20 protein-coding genes and 1 pseudogene are annotated in these 19,921 nt (G+C 47.5%); 19 read left to right on the top strand and 2 right to left on the bottom strand.

What is annotated here, in order from left to right; all coding sequences use genetic code 11:
• Nucleotides 1-103 precede the first annotated feature (103 nt).
• The 16 genes from DYP60_RS11875 to DYP60_RS11800 all read left to right on the top strand — a co-directional run bounded on the left by DYP60_RS11875 (nucleotide 104) and on the right by DYP60_RS11800 (nucleotide 16,251).
• The gene (locus tag DYP60_RS11875) at nucleotides 104-811 is read left to right on the top strand and encodes a FadR/GntR family transcriptional regulator (RefSeq protein ID WP_117331233.1); all 708 of its coding nucleotides are present in this window, start codon (nucleotides 104-106) and stop codon (nucleotides 809-811) included.
• Nucleotides 812-935: 124 nt separating this feature from the next.
• Nucleotides 936-2,000, top strand: coding sequence for a tripartite tricarboxylate transporter substrate-binding protein (locus DYP60_RS11870; protein WP_117331232.1), 1,065 nt, complete (start codon nucleotides 936-938; stop codon nucleotides 1,998-2,000).
• A gap of 63 nt (nucleotides 2,001-2,063) precedes the next feature.
• Nucleotides 2,064-2,549, top strand: coding sequence for a tripartite tricarboxylate transporter TctB family protein (locus tag DYP60_RS11865; protein ID WP_117331231.1), 486 nt, complete (start codon nucleotides 2,064-2,066; stop codon nucleotides 2,547-2,549).
• A gap of 14 nt (nucleotides 2,550-2,563) precedes the next feature.
• On the top strand, nucleotides 2,564-4,081 hold the full coding sequence (locus DYP60_RS11860) for a tripartite tricarboxylate transporter permease (protein ID WP_117331230.1): 1,518 nt from the start codon (nucleotides 2,564-2,566) through the stop codon (nucleotides 4,079-4,081).
• A gap of 12 nt (nucleotides 4,082-4,093) precedes the next feature.
• The gene (locus DYP60_RS11855; RefSeq protein ID WP_117331229.1) at nucleotides 4,094-4,846 is read left to right on the top strand and encodes an SDR family NAD(P)-dependent oxidoreductase; all 753 of its coding nucleotides are present in this window, start codon (nucleotides 4,094-4,096) and stop codon (nucleotides 4,844-4,846) included.
• A gap of 29 nt (nucleotides 4,847-4,875) precedes the next feature.
• On the top strand, nucleotides 4,876-5,730 hold the full coding sequence (locus DYP60_RS11850) for a transketolase (protein WP_338067797.1): 855 nt from the start codon (nucleotides 4,876-4,878) through the stop codon (nucleotides 5,728-5,730).
• Nucleotides 5,688-6,665, top strand: a complete 978-nt coding sequence (locus DYP60_RS11845) for a transketolase family protein (RefSeq protein WP_338067796.1) — start codon at nucleotides 5,688-5,690, stop codon at nucleotides 6,663-6,665. Before DYP60_RS11850 ends, DYP60_RS11845 begins: the two co-directional genes overlap by 43 nt.
• An 11-nt stretch (nucleotides 6,666-6,676) precedes the next feature.
• A complete protein-coding gene (garR, locus tag DYP60_RS11840) occupies nucleotides 6,677-7,561 on the top strand; it encodes a 2-hydroxy-3-oxopropionate reductase (protein WP_117331227.1) in 885 nt (294 codons plus the stop codon).
• A 98-nt stretch (nucleotides 7,562-7,659) separates the two neighbouring features.
• Nucleotides 7,660-8,685, top strand: a complete 1,026-nt coding sequence (locus DYP60_RS11835) for a transaldolase family protein (protein ID WP_117331226.1) — start codon at nucleotides 7,660-7,662, stop codon at nucleotides 8,683-8,685.
• A gap of 2 nt (nucleotides 8,686-8,687) precedes the next feature.
• The gene (locus tag DYP60_RS11830) at nucleotides 8,688-9,452 is read left to right on the top strand and encodes a glucose 1-dehydrogenase (RefSeq protein WP_117331225.1); all 765 of its coding nucleotides are present in this window, start codon (nucleotides 8,688-8,690) and stop codon (nucleotides 9,450-9,452) included.
• A 299-nt stretch (nucleotides 9,453-9,751) separates the two neighbouring features.
• Nucleotides 9,752-11,044: an extracellular solute-binding protein gene (locus DYP60_RS11825; RefSeq protein ID WP_117331224.1), complete on the top strand. Its 1,293-nt coding sequence runs from the start codon at nucleotides 9,752-9,754 to the stop codon at nucleotides 11,042-11,044.
• Nucleotides 11,045-11,229: 185 nt separating this feature from the next.
• Nucleotides 11,230-12,018, top strand: a complete 789-nt coding sequence (locus tag DYP60_RS11820; protein WP_240622878.1) for a carbohydrate ABC transporter permease — start codon at nucleotides 11,230-11,232, stop codon at nucleotides 12,016-12,018.
• Nucleotide 12,019: 1 nt separating this feature from the next.
• Nucleotides 12,020-12,856 carry a carbohydrate ABC transporter permease gene (locus DYP60_RS11815; RefSeq protein ID WP_117331222.1) on the top strand — a complete coding sequence of 279 codons (837 nt, stop codon included), beginning with the start codon at nucleotides 12,020-12,022 and terminating at the stop codon, nucleotides 12,854-12,856.
• 11 nt (nucleotides 12,857-12,867) lie between these two features.
• The gene (locus DYP60_RS11810; RefSeq protein WP_117331221.1) at nucleotides 12,868-14,433 is read left to right on the top strand and encodes a glycoside hydrolase family 43 protein; all 1,566 of its coding nucleotides are present in this window, start codon (nucleotides 12,868-12,870) and stop codon (nucleotides 14,431-14,433) included.
• Nucleotides 14,434-14,444: 11 nt separating this feature from the next.
• A complete protein-coding gene (locus DYP60_RS11805; protein WP_117331220.1) occupies nucleotides 14,445-15,173 on the top strand; it encodes a ThuA domain-containing protein in 729 nt (242 codons plus the stop codon).
• A 1-nt stretch (nucleotide 15,174) separates the two neighbouring features.
• On the top strand, nucleotides 15,175-16,251 hold the full coding sequence (locus DYP60_RS11800; protein ID WP_117331219.1) for a Gfo/Idh/MocA family protein: 1,077 nt from the start codon (nucleotides 15,175-15,177) through the stop codon (nucleotides 16,249-16,251).
• On the opposite strand, the gene DYP60_RS11795 is transcribed toward DYP60_RS11800, so the two are convergent.
• The gene (locus tag DYP60_RS11795; protein ID WP_117331218.1) at nucleotides 16,244-16,747 is read right to left on the bottom strand and encodes an asparaginase domain-containing protein; all 504 of its coding nucleotides are present in this window, start codon (nucleotides 16,745-16,747) and stop codon (nucleotides 16,244-16,246) included. The two genes, DYP60_RS11800 and DYP60_RS11795, sit on opposite strands and share 8 nt — an antisense overlap.
• Before the next feature lie 98 nt (nucleotides 16,748-16,845).
• Here DYP60_RS11795 and DYP60_RS11790 point away from each other — a divergent pair, with 98 nt between their 5' ends.
• Together DYP60_RS11790 and DYP60_RS11785 are read left to right on the top strand one after the other, a co-directional pair.
• Complete coding sequence (locus DYP60_RS11790; protein WP_117331217.1) at nucleotides 16,846-17,949, top strand: AI-2E family transporter; 1,104 nt, start codon at nucleotides 16,846-16,848, stop codon at nucleotides 17,947-17,949.
• Between the two features lie 100 nt (nucleotides 17,950-18,049).
• Nucleotides 18,050-19,084: a zinc-dependent alcohol dehydrogenase gene (locus DYP60_RS11785; protein ID WP_117331216.1), complete on the top strand. Its 1,035-nt coding sequence runs from the start codon at nucleotides 18,050-18,052 to the stop codon at nucleotides 19,082-19,084.
• Between the two features lie 44 nt (nucleotides 19,085-19,128).
• Here the strand turns inward: DYP60_RS11785 and fucU are convergent, their stop codons facing one another.
• On the bottom strand, nucleotides 19,129-19,560 hold the full coding sequence (fucU, locus tag DYP60_RS11780; RefSeq protein WP_117331215.1) for an L-fucose mutarotase: 432 nt from the start codon (nucleotides 19,558-19,560) through the stop codon (nucleotides 19,129-19,131).
• Nucleotides 19,561-19,697: 137 nt separating this feature from the next.
• Between fucU and DYP60_RS11775 the strand changes: the two are divergent.
• Nucleotides 19,698-19,921, top strand: a pseudogene (locus DYP60_RS11775) (hypothetical protein); the annotation flags it as partial.

Here is a 19,921-nt window from a genome sequence, read left to right as displayed (position 1 = left end):
TATCGATATTGATATACTATAATAAAATAATGTAAAAAAGTGATTGACATATAACACTTGTATGATAACCTATCAGTGGTACTGACTTGGAGGGAAGTTTTCGATGCCGCAACAAAATTCAACGAAAATTGTAAGACAAGAGAAGATTTCTAGCCAAGTGTATGAGCAATTGCTTGCCCAGATCAAGAGTAATAAATGGAAGGAGGGTGAAAAACTCCCTTCCGAAAATGAAATGAGACAGGAGTTTGGAGTGAGCCGCATCAGCATTCGTGAGGCGATGCAGAAGCTCAAGGCCTTGGGAATCGTAGAAACACGTCATGGAGAAGGATCTTTCATCAGAAGGGTGACCAGCGAGAATTACCGTGACATGTTGTTTCCCATGTTCATGATTGACAAGAACTCCTTGCAGGAGATTCTTGAGTACAGAATGGTAATGGAAGTAGGGGCAACGGAGATAGCCGCTACGAGAATCACGAAAGAGGAATGTGACGCACTTGAGGCGATTGTTGTTCGGATGGAGCAGAATACCCAGGACATTAAGGTATTTGCTCATGATGATATCCAGTTCCATATGGCTATCGCAAAAGCAACAAAGAACAACATGCTGATCAATGTAGCTCTTTTCATGCAGGATTTGATGAATGCAAGCATGGAGTCCATTGTTACTCACTTGGGTATGCGAGACGGACGGTATTATCATCGCATCATCCTCGAAGCACTAAGGGTACATAATAGGGAAGAGGCAGCCAGGCTGATGCGTGAGCATGTGGCCAAGACTGTTGATCGGATTTCAGAGTTAGCTGAGCTGTAGTTTTGTTTGCAGATGAAGCTTTTACCTGAAATGTTTTGTATGAGTCTTGTAGCTTATAGGACGTCATACAACATATAAGTAATTTTATGGCTTATACCATAAAAAAATAAAAGGAGAGTTTTGTATGAAGAAAAACAGAATTCTTGTTATCCTTCTGGTACTGTTGGTTGCGACTTCACTGTTCGCAGAAGGTCAGAAAGAGGCTGCAAGCACCAAGCTTTGGCCGAAAACACAGCCGGTAGTCTATGTTGGCTTCGGAGCCGGTGGTGGCACTGATACTGCTGTTCGTCCGGTTATCGCAAAGATGGAAGAGTATCTTGGGGAAACCATCAATGTGGTGAACCAGGAAGGTGCTGCATCCGCTGTTGCTGCAAATACTGTAATGTACAGTAAGAAGCATGATGGGTATAGCATGTTTGCAACCGGTAGTGGCCCTATCTCTGGTTTTCGTGTAATGGGCACCAGTGACACCTACTGGGCTGATTGGGCTTCCTTCCACCCGTATATGGGTGCAGCTGTTCTTGTTGTTTCCCCAGATTCAGACATCAAGACCTATGATGATGCAATGGCTTACTTGAAGAGTGGAAAGCAGAACATGGCAATCAGCGGCTTCGGCGTTGGTCCTCACGTTCTCTTTGAGGCAATTCGTGACATCGCTGGAGTTCCCTCTCCTAACTACATGACCGCTGGTTCTTGCCGTCAAGCTGGTATCAACGTCATTGCAGGCGATGCAGAGATTGCCATGGGCACCTTCTCCTCCTTGATTGACTTCATCAAAGCTGGACAGCTTCGCGCCCTCGCCATCACTGACACCAGTGACTACACTGACTTCGGTCTTAACATTCCCTCCATCATGAAGGTACAGGAAAATGCAGAGAACATCCCCTTGCTCAGTGAGACATGGCCTCTCATGATCCCTCGTGATGTACCTCAGGACATTCTTGATGGTCTGACTGAGGCATTCTACTGGGCAGTTGAACAGCCAGAGATCGTCGACTATGCAAGACAGCAGGGATTGGTTCTTGCTGGGTATGCTGGCGAAGATGCTGACAAGTTCCTTGCCATCCAGGAAGCTGGATACGCTTGGACCCTGGACAACGTCGGTTCCACAGTCAAGAGCCCTGCTGAGTTTAATATCCCCAAACTTGCAGACTTCGACTGGGAAGTGGCTAAGCAGAACATCAAATAACACGTCTTGTTTCGGGGGATGGGGGTTCCCGTCTCCCGAAATTATTAGGAAAAGGATAGTTGCATGAGCCAAATTAAGAAAACAACTGCTTCCGATCTCATTATGGGTGTACTCCTGTTAGCTTTCGGAATCTATCTTATTGTTGAATCGCTCGGTATGAAGGTATTCAACAGTTTTCTCGACGCACCAGGATTCTTCCCGTTCATTCTGGGAATTATCTTTTGTCTGTTCGGAATCGTTATGTTGATTGGATCAATACGAGGCGGGAGTGTTGCAGCGACAAAAGCTACCTTTCGTAAGGATAGCTTGATTGCTTTATTCCTTAGTCCCGAATCAAAACGCGTAGTCATTCTCTCATTCTTTATGGTGGTATATATCTATGGTCTGATTGGTAGAATACATTTTGCAATAGCCACCTTCATCTACCTTGTTGTTACCTTCTGGTATCTGAAATCTACGACCTGGTTGAAAAATATCATCATTTCAGTCCTTTCAGCGGTACTGATCAGCGCTATTTTCCAGTATGTCTTTAAAATTCCTCTTCCATAGAGGTGGGAGCACCTATGTTTGAAGCATTTGCACAGCAATTTGCCCTGTTCGGATCCGCAGCAGCACAGGCGTTCGGATATCCACAGGTATTTGTAACAATGATTGCAACCGTGGCCGGTATCGTGGTTGGAGCAATTCCAGGACTAACCGCTACCATGGCCCTCGCCCTGCTGATCAATCTTACCTACTCAATGCAGCTTGCTACCGCTGTAGCATTCCTTCTCGGAGTCTACGTTGGAGCTGTCATGGGTGGTTGTTATTCAGCAATTATGATTAACATCCCTGGAACACCATCAGCAGCGGCAACCGCCTTGGATGGGTTCGTACTAGCCAAACAAGGACATGGTGGACAAGCTATCGGAGTTGGTATTGTAGCCTCGTTTGTTGGTACACTGATTTCCATTCTCTTGTTGATTTTTCTTACCCCATTCCTTTATAAAATTGCTTTGAAATTCGGTCAGTGGGAGTATTTCCTCATCTCCGTCTTCGGTATCATGATTTGTGGCAACCTCTCGACGCAGAGTACCCCACTCAAGGGTTGGATTGTAGGATTCCTGGGATTCTTTACCGCTATGATAGGCTTGGATGCCGTCTATGCGTTCCCAAGGTTTACCTATGGGAGTTATGACTTAATGGGTGGTATCTCCCTAATTCCAGCTTTGATCGGTGTATTCGGTATCTCCGAGATTCTTTCTGTTTTGCAGGAAGACGTTCCTTATTCCATTGAGAACCAGCTTGGGAAGGTGCTTCCAGATAGAAGCATGGTTAAGCAAGTGCTTTCAACAGCAGTCCGCTCTGGTTTAATCGGAAGCGGTATCGGGGCAGTCCCGGGTGCTGGTGAAGATATTGCTGCCTGGGTCAGCTATGACGTTGGTAAGCGACGTAGCAAGCATGGACATCTTTTCGGAAAAGGAAGTTATGAAGGACTCGCATCAGCTGAGACAGCTAATAACGCCTGTATCGGTGGTGCCATGATTCCCCTGCTTACCCTTGCTGTCCCTGGATCCCCTCCAGCAGCCATGTTCCTGGCAGCCATCTGGCTTCACGGGATAAAACCAGGTCCGATGCTCGCGCTTGAATCTCCCGATTTCCTTTATCTGACTGCAGTGACGCTCTTAATCGCAACCGCATCCATGTTGGTTTTCGGTCTCCTGCTCACCAAACCAATGGTGAAGGTTCTGAAGATCAACCGAAAGATTCTCATGCCAATCATCGTCCCCTTGACAGTTATCGGGGCTTATGCCGGAAATGTGAACATCTTTGACATCCATGTCATGTTCATATTCGGTATTCTCGGATACATCCTGCGCAAGCTTAATTATCCGATGGCTCCTCTGGTGCTGGGAATTATTCTTGGACCTACGGCTGACATCAGTTTCCGTCAGGCCCTCATGCAGGGACAGGGTTCGATCATCCCGTTACTGGGTCGTCCCGTTGGTATCGTTTTGATGGTTGCTATTATCTGGATTTTTATCAGTGGTGTGAAAAATAGCCGCTTACAGAAGAATACCAGTAACAATCAACCAATATAAAGGAAGTATATAGTGAATGTTAAAGATAAGGTTATTCTGGTCACCGGCGGAGCCGGAGGCTTAGGCGCGGTTATGGTTGAATTGCTCTGCAAGAATGGTGCAAAGCTCTACATCCTTGATCTTGATGAGACGAAAGGTAAGGAGCTGGAAGCTCAGCTCACTGAGAACAAGGTTACTGCCACCTTCATTCAAATGGATTTGACCAGCGAAGAAGCTTGGAAACAGACCATTGATACTATTGTGACGAAAGAAGGCAGGATTGATGTCTTGGTGAACAACGCCGGGATCAACATCAGGAAGCCCATCGAGGAAATGGTCATCAGCGAGTTCAACACCATGATGCTCGTGAATGTTGGTTCTGTCTTTCTGGGTACAAAGTATGTAATCCCTGTCATGCGAAAGCAGGGTGGTGGGGCAATCATCAACACCTCTTCTGTTTGTGGTTTGATCGGTCATCGCTATACACCAGAAGCATATACCACCACCAAGGGTGCGGTAACGCTCCTTACCAAGGCAATCGCCAGCAGATACGGAAGTGAGAATATTCGGTGTAACTCAATACACCCCAGCACAGTCGATACTCCTCTTGTACAGGAGATGTTCAAAGATCCAGCAAAGAAACAACAGCGGTTTGACGAGGTTCCCCTGGGGCGTCTTGCAACCCCTGAAGATGTAGCAAATTCAGTATTGTACCTCGCAAGCGAAGAGGCGTCGTTCATCAACGGGGTTGCTCTGCCGGTAGATGGCGGAGTGACCTGCTGCTGAACACGATTCCTGTACAAGTTAGGAGAGAGATGAAGATGAACTATTCTCAAGAATTAGTAAAGGAACTGCAACTCAAGGCAATCCAGGTGCGTGCAAACATCCTGGAGATGATTCCCCCTGGAAAGGTGGGGCACCTTGGCGGAAGCAGCTCGATAGCGGATGTGATGGCAGCCTTGTACTTCCACACGATGAAGGTGAACAAGGATGACCCGAAGGACCCGGCTCGAGACCGCCTTATCATGAGCAAGGGCCATGCAGTCCTGGTGCAGTATGCATGCCTTGTGGAGCTGGGATATTTCGACCGCAGCGAGCTGGGCAAGGTGAAGACCTTCAAGGGACTCCTGCAGGGACACCCAGACATGGACAAGACTCCGGGCATCGAAGCTGTCACAGGATCGTTGGGCCAGGGACTCTCAGTCTCCCTCGGTGTTGCCCTTGGGCTCACCCTGGACAAGAGCGAGAACCACGTGTATACGATCCTGGGCGACGGCGAGCTTGCAGAGGGCCAGGTGTGGGAGGCCGTGATGGCTTCTTCTGTGTACAAGGCAAGCAACCTGACAGCTATCGTGGACTGGAACGGCGTGCAGGCAACGAGCACGACCGCCGAAATCTTCCCGATTGAGAACCTGGTGGAGAAGTGGAAGGCCTTCGGGTGGAATGTCATCGAGATCGACGGGCACGACATGGTCCAGATCCTCGGGGCACTTGATGCAGCGAAAGCATACAAGGAAGGCCCGACGGTAATCATGGCGCACACAGTGAAGGGCAAGTGCTTCCCGTTTGCTGAGGGGAAGGCCAAATACCACAATGCGGCGATGAGTGAGGAAGAATACAAGATAGCATGGCAGTGCATAGCCGACATGAGGAAGGAGGTAGAGGCATGAGGACTACAGACAGCCTGAGGACAACCTACGGCGAGACGCTGGTCGAGCTGGGAAAGGACAACAAGGACATCGTATTGCTGGAGGCCGACCTGGGCAACTCCACGATGAGTAAGCTGTTCGCAGCCGAGTACCCCGATCGCTACTTCCAGATGGGTATCGCTGAACAGAACATGGCAAGCGTATCGGCGGGGCTCTCGCTGACGGGGAAGGTACCGTTCATGAACTCGTTTGCGGTGTTTGCCTCCGGACGTGCCTATGACCAGATTCGCTCCTCGATTACGATTGCGAACCTGAACGTGAAGATTTGCGGTTCGAGCGCCGGACTTTCCGATTACGGGGATGGCAAGACCCACCAGAGCATAGACGACATTGCCCTGATGCAGGTATTGCCACACATGACCGTTCTCAGCCCCTGTGATGCAGTGGAGACCGAGAAAATGGTAAAGGCCATGGTGGAGCAGAAGGGGCCGATGTACATACGCATCAACCGCAACGACCTCCCTATCGTTACCAACCCCGATGAGGAGTACCATATCGGAAAGATGACCCAGATGGTCGACGGCAAAGATGTGGTGATCTTTGCCACGGGCGTGATGGTGCAGCAATCGATGGAGGCAGCAAAGATCCTTGGGAAGGAAGGCATATCAGCGCGCGTGGTCAATGTATCGACGATCAAGCCACTGGATACCAAGGCGCTTGAGGCGTATGCCGAGGGTATGAAGGGTGTAGTAACGGCAGAGGAGCACAACGTCATCGGAGGCCTCGGAAGCGCAGTATGCAGCGCTCTTTCCAAGAAGCGAGTTCCGATTGAGATTCTGGGGGTGGGTGACCGCTTCGGCACCAGTGCGGAGAACTATTCCATCCTGCTTAAGCATTACGGCCTAGAGGCTGAGGATGTCGCGAAGAAGGTCAGGAGCGTCCTGGCCTACAAGTAAGGAGCGAAAACATGAAGATTGGATTTATTGGACTCGGGATCATGGGCAAGCCCATGGCAAAGAACCTATTGAAGGCAGGCTATAGCCTGGTCGTCAACGATATCAACAAGGAAGCTGTGGCCGAGGTTGTCGCTTCCGGGGCGACTGAGGCTGCCAGCGCTAAGGAAGTCGCACAGCAGAGTGACGTGGTGATCACGATGCTTCCCAACAGCCCTCACGTACAGACGGTCGTACTGGGTGAGGGTGGAGTAATCGAGGGTGCGAAGGAAGGCCTGATTGTGGTGGACATGAGCTCCATCAGCCCGATTGTGAGCCGGGAAGTGGCAGCTGAACTGGTGAAGAAGGGTGTGGTCATGCTTGACGCGCCGGTCTCCGGCGGGGAGCCAAAGGCAATCGACGGAACCCTTGCAATCATGGTCGGCGGACCGGGGGAGACCTTCAAGGTGGTCGAGCCAATCCTGCAGGTCATGGGAAGCAGTGTGACCTTGGTTGGGGAGATTGGTAGCGGGAACACGACCAAGCTTGCGAACCAGATCATGGTAGCAGCAAACATTGCAGGCATGAGCGAGGCACTGGTGCTTGCAACCAAGGCTAATGTCGACCCAGAGAAAGTGTTCAAGGCAATCCGCGGGGGATTGGCCGGTAGCACAGTGCTTGATGCGAAGGCACCTCTGGTGCTGGAGGGAAACTTCAAACCTGGGTTCCGCATCGACCTGCACATCAAGGACCTGCAGAATGCCATTGATACCGCCAGTAGCGTGAAGACCCCGACTCCCATCTCCAACTCGGTCATCGAGATGATGAGAGCCCTCTCCTCCGACGGAAAAGGCTCCGACGACCACGGCGGACTTGTCCAGTGGTACGAGAAGGAAGCAGGTATTAAGGTTCGTAAGTAACAATTGAGTTGGGTCAGGGTTCTAGATTAGGACTCTGACTCAATTCTTTTGCGAAGAATCTCATCAAAATTTATTAATGGGTTTTTAAGAAGGGTTGCATGAATTATCTAGAATGGCTTTCAAATGAGACAGACTCAATATGGTGGCATGACTCTGCCAATATAGAAGAACAAGAGCGAGCGTTTTCTGATGGTGCGGTAGGGATGACCACCAATCCATTCCTTGTAACCCAGACACTGTATGCATATCCAGAAGTGTGGAAAGATCGCATACAGGCTCTTGCCAAGAATCTGAGTGGTGATGAAAAGGTATTGGCTTTGATCAAGGCTGTTACAGGCTACTATGCAGAGTTGTTCACCTCCATGTATGAGAAAGGCGATTTCGGACAAGGATATGTCTGTGCACAGACCAATCCATTGAAGACTGGTGATTATCCCTACATGCTCGCTCAGGCGAAGCAGTATGCAGCTTGGTATAAGAACGTAGTCATCAAACTCCCTGCAACCAAAGCAGGCCTTAGGGTATATGAGGAGTGTGTGGCCCTTGGTTTCAATGTTGCTGCAACAATTAGCTTTACAGTTCCCCAGGTCCTCAAGGTTGCCGAGGCTGCAAAACGTGGCAAAGAACGGGCAAGAAAGGCAGGGATCAAGGAGCCTCTTACCATTGCGGTATTGATGGTGGGCCGTTTGGATGATTACCTACGCGATGTTGCACAGGATCAAGAATCCATAGTCAGTGAATCAGATATCAGGCAGGCAGGTACAGCCTGTATTAAAAAGGCATACAAACTTTTTGCAGAACGAGGGTATGATACCGTTCTTATGCCTGCAGGTTGCCGAGGTGCCTATCATGTAACGGCACTCTCAGGGGCGAAGATGATTATGTCCATATCCAAAGGAATCCAGGACGAATTGCTTGCCGAGAAAGGCCCCTATGAAACCCAGATTGACAAGCCTATAGACCAAGATGTCATTGATCGATTGATGACCCTCGATGAGTTCCATAAGGCCTATGAAGAGAATGGTATGGATGAAAAAGCATTCATAACCTTCGGAAGTTGCAACCGAACTACCGATCAGTTCATCAATGATGGATGGAAGCCGTTGCTCTCCTATGAGGTGTAGCCATGAAGAGAAATCCGTTTGATTTGACTGGAAAGAACGCAGTAATCACTGGCTCGTCCCAAGGTTTGGGATGGGGGATGGCAAAAGGCCTTGCTGAAGCTGGAGCCTTTGTCATCCTGGTAGATATCAACCCAAAGGTAGTGGAGAAAGCTGAGGAGCTTAGGGAACAAGGGCTGCAAGCAGAAGCTATTATATGTGACTTGCTTGACCGATTAAAGCGTTCTGAGTTGAAGAAAACAATTGAAAAACGATTGGAAGGTAAGCTGGATATCATCGTTAACAACGCTGGTATCCAAATTCGGTATCCTGCTTTGGAGTTTCCCATGGAAGATTGGGACAAAGTGATTGAGCTCAACCTTACCAGCGTCTTTGACTTAGCCCAGTGGGCTGGAAATCTGATGGTGAAATTGGGTAAGGGCAAGATCATCAATATTGCTTCAGTGAACTCAATTGCTGCGGGAATCAACACAGTTGCATACTGTTCAGCGAAGGGAGCGGTGATGCAGATGACCAAGACGATGGCCAACGAACTTTCCTCCTTGGGTATAAATGTGAATTGCATCGCTCCTGGTTATATGGCTACCCCGATCAATACCGCCTTGGTCAATGATGAAGCGCGGTTTGCCGAGTTGAGTCAGCGCATTCCTGCCAAACGCTGGGGACAACCGCAAGATATGGCAGGAGCGGTCGTGTATCTTGCCAGCGATGCTTCAGACTATGTGTGTGGCGTCATGCTTCCTGTTGATGGAGGGTATCTGAGTAGATAGATGATAAATATATCTCATTGACATAAAAAGATACCAATCTCAAGAATATTGCACCACAAATTAGTGTATTGCAATGATTTTGTGCAAATTAAATAATTATATATATTATAATAAGATTTATATCAATAAATTGGATATCAATAGATAGATTAAATTTAAAAATGTCAAGATAACATATGTAAAAACTATAATAGATATTCTTCTCTTCATAGTTAGGATTTAGAGTTATAGCCAAGATGATTATGCTTAGTGTGTACCACTAGTGCATAGAGAGCTACATTTCTTAAGGAGGTTTTAGAATGAAAAGGTTGCTAATTTTTGCATGCGTTCTGTTGGTTTCAACAGCGATGCTCTTTGCTGCAGGTTCTTCAGAAGCTGAGGCAAAAAATGAAAAGGACATTACACTCACTGTCTGGCACATCGGTGTTGATGTCTCTCGTCGTGAGACTATGGAGAAGGCTATTGCTCGCTACCAAGCGGCCAACCCGAAAGTGAAAGTAGTTGAACAGGCGATTGAGAACGATCCCTACAAAACCAAGCTGAAGACCGCTATGGGAGGTGGAAATCCTCCTGATCTGTTCATCACTTGGGGTGGCGGTTGGATGGAAGAGTTCATCAAGGCTGGTAAGGTGCTTGATATCTCTGAACAGGTTAAGAGTGTTGCACAAAACTATCTTGAACCCGGTATCTCCATTAGTATGAGCGGCGACAAGGTCTATGGGCTTCCAATTACTTGTGGACCTTCTTCTGTGTACTACAACCGCGAACTGTACGAAAAATACAATCTTAAGGTTCCCACAACTCTTGCTGAGTTCGAGTACAATTGTGACGTCCTAGAAGCTAATGGGATTATTCCTATCGCTCTTGGAAATGCCAGCAAGTGGCCTGGCGCCATCACTTTCATCTATCTTTCGATGCGTTATGGTGGGGCACAGGTCTTTATTGATGCCTTCAATAGGGAAAATGGAAAGACCTTCGAAGACGAGAGCTTTATCAAGGCTGGTGAGAAGATTCAAGAATGGGTCCGTAAGGGTTACTATCCTGAAGGCATGAACGGTATCAACTATGATACCGGCGGGTCCAGAATGTTGTTCTACAGCTCAAGAGCTGCACACCTCATCCAGACTAACGGTTTGCTTGGAAACTGCCGCAATGAAGCTCCTGACTTCTACGAGAACAATCTTGGTCTGTTTAAGTTCCCGGTCATTGAAGGTGCTGCAGGTTCAGCCGACGAGATTGTCGGTGGTGGAAATGTTATCCATATCTATAGTGGCACCAAGTATCCGAAGGAAGCTTTTGATTTGCTCGTAGTCCTTTCCGATCAGGTGTATGGTCAGGACATGATTGATGGCTCCTCCATGATTTCCGGTGTCAAGGGCATCGAGATTAAGGATCCACTCATCCAGAAGCAATATGATGTGCTTATGGGTGCGAAGGTCATGCAGAACTTCTACGATCAATACATGCCTCCTGCTCTCGCAGAAGTGCATAAAGATACCACTCAGGCCTTGTTTGGTTTGACCATGACTCCCGCTCAGGCTGCAAAGCTGGTGGAAGCGAAGGCTGTTGAAGTCTTGGGTCCCGCAAAATAAGGAGTGTGGCGTTGAAGCCATCTTACGGGAGGCTGCTCTTTCAGCCTCCCCTCTTCTTCAAAAGGAATATATTCATGGTTCTAACTAAACGTCGAGCGAACAATCATAAAGAGATTTTCTTTGTTGTGGCAGCCTTGGTGCCCGGTCTTCTGTTTTATGGTATTTATAATTTGTATGGTATATTAATGACCTTCCAGTTTTCTACCTTGGACTGGACAGGTATCAGTCAAGACTCGAGATTCGTCGGATTTGCAAACTACTTAAAGCTTTTCAAGGATCCCATGATGGGCGTTGCAGTTAAAAACAACTTGATTCTGATGATTACTTCGATAGTCATTCAGCTTCCCTTTGCACTATTACTCGCCCTGGCATTGAATAGCGCTATCAAGGGAACACGCTTCTTCCGTACCATCTTCTTTCTGCCCATGCTCTTTTCAACTGTTGCTACCGGTATTATGTGGCAGCTCTTTTTTGATCCGATGTTCGGTATTCTCGCCTATGTGATGAATGCAGTGGGGCTTGGACAATATGTAATTGGATTTCTTGCAGACGTAAGGACAGCGATGCCTGCGGTGCTTTTTGTCATCTGTTGGCAGTTTATCCCTTTTTATATGATTATCATCAAGGCAGGTTTGACCAACATTTCTATCGAGCTCTATGAGGCTGCCACCATCGATGGTGCGAACCGTTGGCAATCCTTCTGGAAGATTACCCTGCCTCTAATAAGTCCGACGCTAAGAACAGCAGCGGTCATGTCCATGGTGGGTTCGCTTAAGTATTTTGATTTGGTCTATATCATGACAGGAGGTGGTCCTAGCGGGGCAACTGAACTCATGGCAACGTATATGTACAAGAAAGGATTTGTGGAATTTGGCATGGGCTATGCTTCAGCCATCGCAGGTCTGATGTTCATTATCTGTTTTGTATTCGCCTGTGGTTTCCTCTATATCACTAGGGTGAGGGAGGCTCATTGATATGAAGAAAGAACCTGTAACCGATAAACTGTTCAAAGTCTGCATTTACTTTTTCTGTATTGTGGTCCTCGTCCTTACCGGCTTCCCACTGGTTTTTTTGGTTTTCAATAGCTTCAAGAGTCTGCCTGAGTACATGATGAACATTTGGCAGCCCCCGAAGAAGCTCTTTTTCGGAAACTATAAGCTGGTATTTGCTCCGACTTTCCTTAGGTACTTCATCAACAGCCTCATTGTCAGTGTCAGCGGGGTAAGCTTGGTGATATTGGTCTCCTCATTGATGGCCTTTGTCTTTGCAAAGTTCAACTACCGTGTGACCAAGGGAATCTTCTTTTTAGTCATTGCCGGCATGATGATTCCGATTCACACTACCTTGATTCCCATTTATTCAATGAGCATCAATGTCGGGGTGTACGATACCTTGTTTGCTCTCATCGGGCCGTACGTGTCGTTCAACATCCCTATTTCGGTCTTCATTATGACCCAGTTTTTCAAGGAAATGCCTAAGGAACTGGATGAGGCTGCCATGATCGACGGTGGTTCACTTTTTTTAATCTACCGTAAGATTGTGATGCCGCTCTCAGGTCCTGCTATCTCCACTGTCGGTGTTTATACCTTCCTGACCATGTGGAATGAGTTTGTCTATGCTCTGGTCATGATTGATACTCGTTCCAAAAAGACTCTTTCGCTGGGTATCCGTGACTTCTATGGTTTCCAGACAATCAATATTCCTGCAGTGCTCACAGCTATCTTGGTTGGTTCCCTGCCGGTACTCATATTCTACTTCCTGGCACAGGACAGGGTCATCAATGGCCTTACCCAAGGTGCTTTGAAAGGTTAAGAGGAGATGTCATGACATACGTTACTAATCCAATTCTCAAGGGGTTCAACCCCGATCCTTCCATTCTCAGGGTTGAGGATGACTACTATATCGCTACCTCGACTTTCGAATGGTTCCCCGGTGTGCAAATCCACCACAGCAGAGATCTAGTCAACTGGAAACTGCTAACCCGTCCATTGGACAGGGTTAGCCAGCTCGATATGCGTGGATGTCCTGACTCCACCGGGGTGTGGGCCCCCTGTTTGAGCTACGATAAGGGAATCTACTACCTAGTGTACACAGTAGTTCATACCAAGGAACACTTCAAGGACACGCACAACTATCTCGTGACTGCTCCTTTGATTACGGGACCTTGGAGTGAGCCGATCTATCTTAACAGCTATGGCTTTGACCCCTCACTCTTCCATGACGATAATGGGCGAAAGTATATAGTGACCATGACCACGGATTTCAGGAAAGACAGAAATCGGTTTGCTGGAATTCTCCTAGAGGAGTTCAGTCTTGACCAAAAGCGCTGTCTTGGTAACCCAAAGCTTATCTTCGAGGGTACTGAGATTGGATGGACAGAAGGACCTCACCTCTACCACATTGAGCAGTACTACTACCTTCTGGTGGCTGAAGGGGGTACCTTCTACAACCATGCTGAGTCTGTTGCTCGTTCCAGAACGATTGAGGGGCCCTATGATATGATGCCCGGGAATCCCTTGGTCACCAGTAAGGATAGGCCCAATCTCCTTATCCAGAAAGCAGGCCACGCTGATTTGGTGCAACTCCAGGATGGTAGCTGGGCATTGGTGCATCTCTGTGGAAGGCCAGTCAAGCAGCACTGCATGCTTGGTCGTGAGACATCCATTCAAAATGTGTATTTCGACCAAGATGGTTGGCTCAGGATAGAGGGTGGTGGCAATGCGCCAAATCCTGTATTTAAGAGTCCCTTTGATGTAAAACCATTGCCTCCCTCTGATATTCTCTATCAGTTTGATGGTCCAGAGCTTCCTCTCGATTTCCAGACGCTGCGTATTCCTCTTAATGAGGACACGCTTTCTTTTAAGGACAGGCCGGGATATTTGCGGTTGTACGGAAAGGAGAGCATGAGCTCTCTCTTTAAGCAAGCTTTGGTGGGAAGAAGACAGCAGTGTTTTGTGTGTGAGGTGACCACAAAACTGGAGTTCGATCCCACGTGGTACAAGGAGATGGCTGGAATTGCCTACTACTACGGTACTAGGGAGTACTACTACCTACGACTTTCTCATGATGAAGCCTTGGGTAAGGTGGTTTGCATTATGAGTTGTGACAACGGCAAGCATGAGGAACTATTTCCACCGGTCGCTGTAGGGGATATTCATGAAATCTGGATGCGGATTGAAACTGATTATGATACGGTGCGATTTTCCTACTCACTTGATGGAATGGAATATGTTCAGTATGGCAATGATTGTGATGCGTTGAGGATCAGTGATGATCATATTGATAACTCTGCATTTACAGGAGCCTTTTTTGCATTGGCTTGTCAGGATCTGTCCGGCTTCAACAAGCCTGCTGATTTTGCCTTTATGCAGTACAAGGAATTACAATAAGAGGAGAAACTATGTCGGAAAAAAGGAAAGCATTGTTACTTGTAGGTGGTTGGGATGGGCATGAGCCCGAATTGGTTGCTGAACGATTCGGTACCTATTTGGAAGCAGAGGGCTTTGATGTTCGCATGGAACATGATCTTGAGATTCTTCAAGACAGAAAGTATCTCTTCAGCCTGGATCTCTTCGTGCCGGTATGGACCATGGGGACCTTCGAGAGCAAGCAGACGGGTATTCTTGCTGATGCCATTGCCAGTGGAGTAGGAGTTGCTGGTTGCCACGGGGGAATGTGTGATGCATTCCGTACCAACGTACTCTGGCAATTCATCATGGGAGGTAATTGGGTTGCCCATCCAGGTTCTGATGGAGTGCCCTACGAAGTGAATATCAAGCAGAGTTCCAGTCCTCTGGTAGCTGACATCAAGGATTTTTCAGTTTCCAGTGAACAGTATTATCTCCATGTCGATCCTGCGGTGGAGGTTCTAGCAACCACCAAGTTCCCGACGGTTGACTGGTATCACTCAACTAATGGAGTGGTGCAGATGCCAGTAGTTTGGACCAAGAAATGGGGGCATGGAAGAGTTTATTACAACTCACTTGGTCATCATAATGATGTCTTTGATATCCCTGAGGCATGGGAGCTGATGAAACGGGGGCTTCTCTGGGCAGCAGAAGGGAAAAAGGTTGCGAAAGAGAATCATTTGGGAATTGAAATGTTCGCCAGTGAAAGGAAGATGTTCTGATATGAAAAAACTCAACGTAGCTATCATTGGATTGGGCAAGATCAGCGGAATCTACTTGGAAAACCTTACAGGAATGTTCAAGAAGCATGTGGAATTGGTTGGTGTGGTTGATTTGGTCCAGGAGCGCGCCAAAGAGGTTGCAGAGACCTACCAGATAAAACAGTATACATCAGTTGAGGAACTGCTGGGAGATCCCTCAGTGGAATTGGTTCTCAATCTTACCACCCCACAAAGTCATTTTGCTCTCTGCAAGCAAGTATTGGAAGCGGGCAAGCATGTCTATGTGGAGAAACCGCTTTCTCTTACTACGGAAGAAGCCTCACAGTTGGTAGCATTGGCAAATGAAAAGCACCTTGTACTTGGAGGTGCTCCTGATACCTTCCTAGGCTCAGGTATCCAGACCTGTCGCAAGCTCATTGATGATGGATGGATTGGTCGGCCGGTTGCCGCCTCTGCATTCATGATGAACCATGGGCATGAGAGTTGGCACCCTGCTCCAGAGTTCTACTATCAAGCTGGTGGTGGCCCCTTGTTCGATATGGGACCCTATTACATAACTGCACTTATCAATCTGCTTGGTCCGGTGCAATCAGTTGCAGGATATGCGAAAAAAAGTTTTTCAGAGCGATTGATTACCAGTGAGCCAAAGAACGGGACGTCAATTCGTGTCGAAGTGGATACCCATATTGCAAGTCTCTTGCAATTCCATTCTGGTTGTATTGCAACCTTGGTAACCAGCTTTGACGTATGGAATCATAGCATGCCGAGGATTGAGATATATGGAACTGAAGGGTCTCTTCGCGTTCCCGATCCTAATACCTTCGGAGGGCCAATTTCTTATTGTAGGATGGGTGAGAAAGAGTGGACAGATATGCCCCTGCTCTTCGATTACCCTGAGAACTCTCGAGGTCTTGGTATTGCCGATATCGCAGAGGCGCTTGAAAGTGGCTCCGAACATCGAGCCAATGGAGATGTGACCAGGCATGTTGTTGATGTCATGGAGAGCATCCTGAAAGCATCTCGAGAGCATGTACAAATTCTGCTCTCATCGACGTGTAAACAACCTTCCCCTAGGTAGTGGTCTCAAACACACCTTTGTCCTTGTTTTTTCTGCAGTTGTCATACAGGAAAACCCTTCCACTCATGGTGATATACACCCCGGGTGGAAGGAGCTGTACAGCGGTGAGGGCACAACCCAGATTGAATACTGCATCAGAATTTTCCAAGGAGTAGGGGATCATGGCACCCGTTAATACAACCGTCTTGCTTGCATCCCCTTTCAGTGTTTCAGCGATTACCTTTGCAGTGTTGCACATCGTGTCAGTGCCATGGATGACCACAATCTTTTCTTCTGCACTATGAAGGCAGGTTTGGGCTATTTCCTCCCTCTGTCCATCGGTCATGAAAAGACTGTCTACCGCTAAAGGCCCTTCCAAGAGGATACTGAGTGTACAGCGAGACTGATTCAGTATTCTTGGCAACTGAGACTCTCTGAATGTCAGTTCTCCACTGATTGCGTCGTACTGTTTGTCAAATGTCCCGCCAGTGGTGATAATTCGAACTTCTTGAGCCATAGCAATTCCTCCTGGATTTCTGCAGTAAAGTATAGCATAGGTTTTCCTCGGGATTGTTAGCATTGCAACCCAACTTTTCTTGTGCAATACTCAATTCCATGATGGACAAGAAAACATTTCGCAACATCGTGCACCTTCTCCTCCTCGCAGCAGTTCTCGCCCTTATCGTAGTGTATTTCTCTACCATACAGGCTGGGCTTAAGAAGCTCTGGGGACCGCTTATGCCACTTCTTCTTGGTATTGTATTTGCTTATCTGGTCGACATACCCGCCAAATGGATAGAAAAACGGATTTTCGGGAAGTGCAAGAAGCCTCTTGCAGCAAGAGTCTTTGCGGTATTTATCTCCCTCATATTTTTCTTGGTGTTGATCACAGGTGTGTTGATACTACTGTTGCCCCAATTGGGATTGGCGATCAGCCAGTTCAGTACCAATTTGCCGGTGCTCTATCAGGAGGCGGTATCCTCACTGGAACAATTCATGCGTACCCGTCCGGAGTTGGAACAGGGATTCTCCACCATTGAAGGATATATGAATACCTTTGTAGATAATTTGAAGGCTTCTTCCCCTAAAATTGCAGACTATGCACTCTCTGTCTTGGGGGGTGCAATAAACGGAGTGGTCAACGGTGCGATTGCCTTGGTATTCAGCCTCTACCTGCTTTTTGGTAAGCGTAGGGTGTTGTCCCAACTTGCATATTTGATGGAACGTTTCATTCCTGAGAAGTACAGCAAAAAAATTGTACATGTGAAAGTGGTAGCCAATAGAACGTTTGGCAAGTTTTTTACAGGTCAGTTTGTTGAGGCGATCATCCTTGGTTCTCTCTGTACACTAGGGATGTTGCTCTTCCGCTTTCCCTATGCCCTGACCGTGGGTTCTGTGGTGGGCATGACTGCCATCATCCCATTGGTTGGTGCCTATCTGGGAGGAGCAGTTGGATTTGTGCTCCTCTTTAGCCAAGGGTATCAGACGGCACTCCTGTTTGTCCTTTTTCTGGTAATTCTCCAACAGTTGGAAGGGAATATCATCTATCCCAGGGTAGTAGGTACCTCTGTTGGACTGCCAGGGGTGTGGGTGTTTACTTCCGTCATTCTTGGAGGGGGTCTCTTTGGTATTCCCGGTATCTTGTTTGGTGTTCCTTTTGTTGCAACAATCTATCAGTTGCTTAAAACAGTGAAAGATCAAGAGATCCTTGTTATGTAAGTAAAAGGCGGTATGATGAAAATGTTACTGACATGTGTAACTTGTTTAACATATACGAGATACAATCTTTTTGAAAACTAGTCTTAAAGTGAGGAGTGACATGGAATTTAAAAGTGCCTGGGTCGATAGAAATGAACAAATCAAAATTGTGAAGAAAACACTGCCAAAACCCAAAGCCAATGAGGTGGTGGTACGTATAAAGGCGTGTGGAATCTGTGGGACCGATATCCACTTCGTCAAAGATCTTCCTACAGGGTCCTTGACTCCTCTTGGGCATGAAGTGGCTGGATACATCTACGAAGTTGGTTCTGATTTCCCTGGACTCAAAGTAGGGGATTCAGTAGTGGTGGAGAACAATGTTGCCTGTGGGAAATGTGAACAGTGTTTGAACCAGAAGCCTCAGGCTTGTGAGCACATCTACAGTTACATGGATGATCAAGCAGGAATGGGCCAGTTTCTGGTGGTTCCCCGGGAGATGGTAATACCGTATGAAGGTCTCGATTATCCTGAAGCTACCCTTGCTGAGCCCATTACCGTTGCCCTTGATCTCAGCCGGGAGGCCGATGTCCAGCTGTTTGATGATGTCCTTATCATGGGACCGGGAATCATTGGCCTGAGTTGCATCAAGCTCGCCAAGTTGCGAGGTGCGCGGAATGTGGTCATGGTAGGCCACCATCTTGATACTCCCCGGGGAGCCTATAGAAGTGATGTTGCCAAGAAGCTTGGTGCAGACCTGGTCATTGATAGCACCAAGGCGGGGTGGAAGGAAGCGCTCAGGCAGCAGTTCCCCAAGCTGTTCAACCGAGTGATTGTCACCTCTCCTCCTGCAACGCTTGGTGATGGTATTGAGCTTGCTGGGTTCTGTGGTTCCATTGTCTATGATGGTATTGATTTCAAAGATGACCAAGTGACATTCTCAGCGAATGATTTCCACTTTTCCAAGAAGCGTCTTATCGCCTCTCATGCCATCCCCAACTGGGGATTTCCACAAGCCTTTGAGTTGTTGAAACAGCACCATATCCCTAGTTCGCTCTTGCTGACGCATCGGTATTCCATGGATGAGTTGGATGCTGCGTTTGCTGTGTTTGGAAACAAGGAGGAGCAAGTTATCAAACCAGTGATACTCATTGATTAGGAGACTGTTGCAGACCACCGCTTGAGGTGGCCTGCATAAAAGACTTAGTGGGGCAGAACACCTTTGCGGATGATGATACATCCATATTTTACGATGGAACCGGAAACCACTACTGCATATGCACGCGTCGCTCTGTCATAGAATGCTTGCCGTTCGATTTTTTGGATTTTTGGTGTAGCAGGCCAGTATTTGTCCAAGACTGCCTGGAACGACTGCTCCACCGCAGGGTCTGCACTATCGCCCTCAGAGGGTTGCATCATCACTACAGGATCTTTGACATAATCATCAGGATTCATCAGACGGAAGATGCCGTCCAGTAGGTCTTCAACTTTGATTCCATCAGCTCTGATACAGCGGGAGGAACGGGTGTCTCCGGGATAGAACGCATCGACGATAACAATTTCGTCACCGTGACCCATTCTATCGAGTGCTTCCAGCAGTTCTGGACCGATGTAGGGGGAAATTCCGATTAACATGAGGCCACTCCTTTTCTTCTCTCACCTGGAGAAAGACCAGATAAGGTAGGTTTATAGTTCTAGTATAAAACTGAATTAGAAGGGAGTCAAATTATTATTATATAAAAAATTAACTGTGTTTTTACAGTCGATTGTTTATGTTCTGGATTGTCTGGTACCTCTCTCAAATACACGGGGCTCAAGAGACGGTAATAAACACCATCGAGAAGGTACTAAAAATCCAGGGATGGTTCCAACGATATGCATTTAATGAACGTCAAAAAGCAATGTTGGAAAGATTGACTACAGACTTCTATGGGGAACTGACTACCCAAAAATGGGCCAAGCTTTCGCATTGCAGCCATGATACTGCAATACGAGA

The sequence above is a fragment of the Sphaerochaeta halotolerans genome, assembly GCF_003429665.1.
GTDB classification, from domain to species: Bacteria; Spirochaetota; Spirochaetia; order Sphaerochaetales; family Sphaerochaetaceae; genus Sphaerochaeta; species Sphaerochaeta halotolerans.
The sequence above is the reverse complement of the archived record's forward strand: the minus strand, read 5'-3'. Positions and strand labels throughout refer to the sequence as shown.

What these genes read in the sequence shown, in the direction of transcription:
- DYP60_RS11870 (WP_117331232.1), top strand. Translation starts at nt 936, where the DNA reads ATGAAGAAAAACAGAATTCTTGTTATCCTTCTGGTACTGTTGGTTGCG.
- DYP60_RS11805 (WP_117331220.1), top strand. Translation starts at nt 14,445, where the DNA reads ATGTCGGAAAAAAGGAAAGCATTGTTACTTGTAGGTGGTTGGGATGGG.
- DYP60_RS11830 (WP_117331225.1), top strand. Translation starts at nt 8,688, where the DNA reads ATGAAGAGAAATCCGTTTGATTTGACTGGAAAGAACGCAGTAATCACT.
- DYP60_RS11790 (WP_117331217.1), top strand. Translation starts at nt 16,846, where the DNA reads ATGATGGACAAGAAAACATTTCGCAACATCGTGCACCTTCTCCTCCTC.
- garR (WP_117331227.1), top strand. Translation starts at nt 6,677, where the DNA reads ATGAAGATTGGATTTATTGGACTCGGGATCATGGGCAAGCCCATGGCA.
- DYP60_RS11835 (WP_117331226.1), top strand. Translation starts at nt 7,660, where the DNA reads ATGAATTATCTAGAATGGCTTTCAAATGAGACAGACTCAATATGGTGG.
- DYP60_RS11850 (WP_338067797.1), top strand. Translation starts at nt 4,876, where the DNA reads ATGAAGATGAACTATTCTCAAGAATTAGTAAAGGAACTGCAACTCAAG.
- DYP60_RS11875 (WP_117331233.1), top strand. Translation starts at nt 104, where the DNA reads ATGCCGCAACAAAATTCAACGAAAATTGTAAGACAAGAGAAGATTTCT.
- DYP60_RS11810 (WP_117331221.1), top strand. Translation starts at nt 12,868, where the DNA reads ATGACATACGTTACTAATCCAATTCTCAAGGGGTTCAACCCCGATCCT.
- DYP60_RS11860 (WP_117331230.1), top strand. Translation starts at nt 2,564, where the DNA reads ATGTTTGAAGCATTTGCACAGCAATTTGCCCTGTTCGGATCCGCAGCA.
- DYP60_RS11800 (WP_117331219.1), top strand. Translation starts at nt 15,175, where the DNA reads ATGAAAAAACTCAACGTAGCTATCATTGGATTGGGCAAGATCAGCGGA.
- DYP60_RS11815 (WP_117331222.1), top strand. Translation starts at nt 12,020, where the DNA reads ATGAAGAAAGAACCTGTAACCGATAAACTGTTCAAAGTCTGCATTTAC.
- DYP60_RS11825 (WP_117331224.1), top strand. Translation starts at nt 9,752, where the DNA reads ATGAAAAGGTTGCTAATTTTTGCATGCGTTCTGTTGGTTTCAACAGCG.
- DYP60_RS11785 (WP_117331216.1), top strand. Translation starts at nt 18,050, where the DNA reads ATGGAATTTAAAAGTGCCTGGGTCGATAGAAATGAACAAATCAAAATT.
- fucU (WP_117331215.1), bottom strand. Translation starts at nt 19,560, where the DNA reads ATGTTAATCGGAATTTCCCCCTACATCGGTCCAGAACTGCTGGAAGCA.
- DYP60_RS11820 (WP_240622878.1), top strand. Translation starts at nt 11,230, where the DNA reads ATGACCTTCCAGTTTTCTACCTTGGACTGGACAGGTATCAGTCAAGAC.
- DYP60_RS11865 (WP_117331231.1), top strand. Translation starts at nt 2,064, where the DNA reads ATGAGCCAAATTAAGAAAACAACTGCTTCCGATCTCATTATGGGTGTA.
- DYP60_RS11845 (WP_338067796.1), top strand. Translation starts at nt 5,688, where the DNA reads ATGGCAGTGCATAGCCGACATGAGGAAGGAGGTAGAGGCATGAGGACT.
- DYP60_RS11795 (WP_117331218.1), bottom strand. Translation starts at nt 16,747, where the DNA reads ATGGCTCAAGAAGTTCGAATTATCACCACTGGCGGGACATTTGACAAA.